At 65.8% G+C, this 3528-nt stretch carries 2 protein-coding genes; both read right to left on the reverse strand.

Annotated elements, in window-relative coordinates:
- Positions 1 to 2333, reverse strand: a 2333-nt coding sequence (locus tag D769_RS20210; protein ID WP_008648917.1) for a DUF87 domain-containing protein, incomplete at its 3' end; no start/stop codon positions are given.
- A gap of 26 nt (positions 2334 to 2359) precedes the next feature.
- Positions 2360 to 2803: a hypothetical protein gene (locus tag D769_RS20215; RefSeq protein ID WP_008648918.1), complete on the reverse strand. Its 444-nt coding sequence runs from the start codon at positions 2801 to 2803 to the stop codon at positions 2360 to 2362.
- Between the last annotated feature and the right edge of the window lie 725 nt (positions 2804 to 3528).

A 3528-nucleotide genomic window follows, 5' to 3' on the forward strand; every position in this document is an offset into this window, starting at 1 on the left:
GGGTCCCACGGCGGGTCGATCGGCTCTTCGATCGCCGCGGTGGCCGGCGCGCTTTCCGCCGAAGTGTCCGCCTGGTCGTCCGCGACCGGCTTCACGAGCGGCTTGGGTTGCGGTTCCGGCGTGCCGCTGGCGACGCCCTTCGTCAGCGTGATGCCGCCCACCCGGGCGAGCACCACGTTCGCCTCGTTCGACGCCGACTGCAGCTTGTCGAGCAGGTGCGCCACCACCTCGCCCGCGTGGTAAGGCACGTCGCACACGTGGTCGCACGCCCGGTGAATCGCCCAGTCGTCGTTCACGCTGTGTCCGACGCCGACCACCACGAAGACCCCGCGCTCGCGCAGGGCTTCCAGGGCCGCCACGCTTTCCGGTGCGTTGTAGGTGTCGAACTGCCCGTTCTTCACGTCCCCGCCGCCGCGCACGACCGCCACGATGTCGCCCTTGTTCGGGTACAGCGCGTCCAGCCGGTCCAGCGCCTCCGCCAGGTGGCCGCTGGCGTCGACGCCTTCCTTCGCCGCCTTCATCCGGATGGTGTCCGTGATCGTGTGGCCGCCCCGGGTCAACCGCTTCTTGAAGTCCAGGAACCCGTCCGAGTTGATCGCCGCCGTGGTCACGCAGAACACCCGGCCGGTGATCTCGTCCGTCGATTGCGGAACCCGCGTCTCCTCGATCGGCGCAACCGAAGCCGCACTCGCCGCGCGCATCAGCGTCGGGCGGGCCATGATCTCTTGCATGACGGTGTGCCGCATGTGCGGGAACCGCGAGGTGCCGATCTCCACCAGGCCCGACCAGGTGTCGCCGCCGTTCATGGACGCGCTGGCGAAGTAGACGAACGCCTCGCGGCCCGTGCGGGTCACCAGGTGCTCGCGTACGGTGGTCGCCGCCCGCCCGGCCAGGGTCTCGACGTAGTGCAGCGTGCGCTCGTCGATCGTCGGCAGGCACACCACGTTGCAGCAGTTCTGGACGAACGCCTCGACCGCAAAGTGGTTCTTGGCCTTGCCGTGCAGCGAGGTGATGCTCTGGGTCAGGACGATGTTGATGTGGCCGTAGCCCCGGGAAATGTCGATCCAGTTGGAATCGTCCATGCTGGACCCGTCCGCCGTGAGGATCTTCTGGAACTCGTCGTGCAGCTCGCCGGTGAAACGGTCCACGCCGTAGACCACTCGCTTGCCGTCCACCACCAGGGCGCCCCGGAACTCCTGGGAGGCGCGGATGACGTCGTGGTATTGCATCCGCAGGATCTCGGCGACGAACAGCGCGGCCTCGCCGTAGGTGTGGGTCGGCATTTCCAGGACGATGAACTGCTGCTGTACGTACACCAAGTCGAACCAGTCGATCCCGGTGGCCACGTCCGCGCAGAAGGCACGGCGCAGTTTCGGGTTCTCGTAGAACGGACGGGTGATGGTCAGCAGGCTGGCCACGTGCCAAGCGTACTGCTCGAAAATCTTGGCGTCGTCGGTCGTCACCATGGAAACCTTGGTCGGGGGCACGCTGCCCACCTGGGTGATGATGTCGGTGGTCTTGCCCTTCTTCGCCGACGGGTCCTTGGCGAAGTGCAGCATCGAGAACACGTAGGCCCCGGTCTCCCGGGAGCGCAGCGCCGCCAGCGTGTCCTCCGCCGCGTCCCGCTGCTCCTGGGTCGTGTAGAGCGCCTGGAACCGGTGGGCCAGTTTGTAGCGCGCCACGAACTTCAACGGCTCGTTGAGGTAGTGGAACAGGTCCGCCAGGGTGGGCTCATGGCGCTCGACGTGGCGGATGAACCGTGCGATCAGCACCGCGTCGGTCACGCCCTCGCTCCCCCAGTAAGCCTCGCCGCCCTTCACCTTCGAGCTGTACAACGTCAGGAAATCACGCAGCTTTTGATCGGACCAGCCCGCCAGCAGGTTGCAGGGCATGGTGTCGCTGGCCGGACCCAGGATCACGGTGCGCTCCAGGCGACGGCAGACGTTCGCGTAGTCGCCCTTCACCACGTCGGTCACGAGCATCGCCACGCGTGCGTCGTGCAGCCGCTTGAGCAGCGGGATGCCCGCGCCCGTGGTCTTGCCCGTCCCGGTTCCGCCCAAGACCGCGACCGAGGTGGTCGCGTCGCGGAACGTCAGGAGGAGTTCGACCGGCGGGGCCTTCCCGTCCGCCGAGCCCGGCTTGGTGTACGCCAGGAGCACCTGGCCCGCCAACGGTTTCGTCAGGTCGATCTCGGTTGGAACGACAAAGGGTGCCAGGGCACGGTCTTCCACCAACGGAACGGCGGAGTGGACAGGTTGGGGTTCTGCTGCCTTCGGGGGCTGGGCTTTGGGGACGCCCAGCATCTTGAGTACCGCCAGTGCGATCGTCTTCACGTGTCTCCTCCGTGATGTCGCCGGGGTTAGGCCTTTGCGGCCAGGGCCTTCTGGATCGCAACCAACGTGTCGTTGATCGCCTTGAACTTCGCGTCGATCTTCTCGATCTCCGCCACGACGGTGTTGGAGAGGTTTTCGACTTTGAGCTGCAGCTTGGCCCGAGCGTCCCGTTCGGAACGGCTGGTGTCGCTCAACGCCGCGCGGACGCTTTCCTCGCTCTTGGAGGACACGGCGGCGGACACCGCCTCGACCATCAGCACGGTGGATTGCTCGGTTGCAGCGATCACCTGGTCGATCAGCTCGGTCCGCAGTGCTTCGAGGTGGTCCATGCCGTCCAGGCGAGCGCGCACGCAGTCGTAGATGATTTCGCTGACCGACTTGCCGGTGGCCACTGAGATGGACTTCAGCGCCTTCGCATCGTCCTCGGTGATGCGCGTGCCCGTCATGACGGGGCGGGTTTGGGTTGCCATGGGTCTCCTCCTTGTTGGACAGCACAAGCCCAACCTACAAGGTCTCCCAGGCTTGTCCAGCGTTTGCCCTGAAAAAGGGGATACTTTCCGACGAACGGTCGACCCGTTATCGTTGTTATCGCCTTCTGCGCCTTGCTGGGCATAGCCTTGCCGGTTTCAGAGGGGTTCAGGTGTTATCAGGTTGTTAACGCCGTTAGGTGTAAGTCTTTCAAGGGGTTGCCGTGGTTTTGGAGGGTTTGGCGTTATCCACCAACGGTGCGAAGGGTGTGTCGTTGCAGGATTTGCGCAGTCTCTCCCCCGAGTACGTCTTCACGTTTTTCCACTCGAGGAGGAGTGACATCGCAATCCCCGCAACCCGAGTGCTCCGCACGACGCTTCACCGCTTTTCCGCTCTCGCAGTACCCCCTCGCTTTCCCCCCCAGCGCACGTCCTTGCTCTACCTGTGCGCTCCGCTGTCCCTGTGCCCGTCCTTTCCTCTCGCACCAGGGACCGCCTCCTTCCCTCGGTGTTCGCCGTTCGGTGTCGCCTTCAGCGTTCGGACCCGCCCCTGCCTCTCGGACGAACGCCCGCCGTTGGGGTGTGCCGTTGCCGTACCGGGGAGCGTTGCTCCGCTGCCCGGTGGGGGTGCCCGTCGCCGTGCGGTACGGAACGCCCCGCGTGAGCCGACGCGGTACGACGGTGGGGCTCCGGTGTTGCCGTGCGCCGTTGCCTGGACGTGCCGGTGC

Origin of the sequence: Cupriavidus sp. HMR-1 (assembly GCF_000319775.1) — a bacterium.
GTDB classification, from domain to species: Bacteria; Pseudomonadota; Gammaproteobacteria; order Burkholderiales; family Burkholderiaceae; genus Cupriavidus; species Cupriavidus metallidurans.

Coding starts and splice junctions, on each gene's coding strand:
- D769_RS20215 (WP_008648918.1), bottom strand. CDS start 2,803: ATGGCAACCCAAACCCGCCCCGTCATGACGGGCACGCGCATCACCGAG.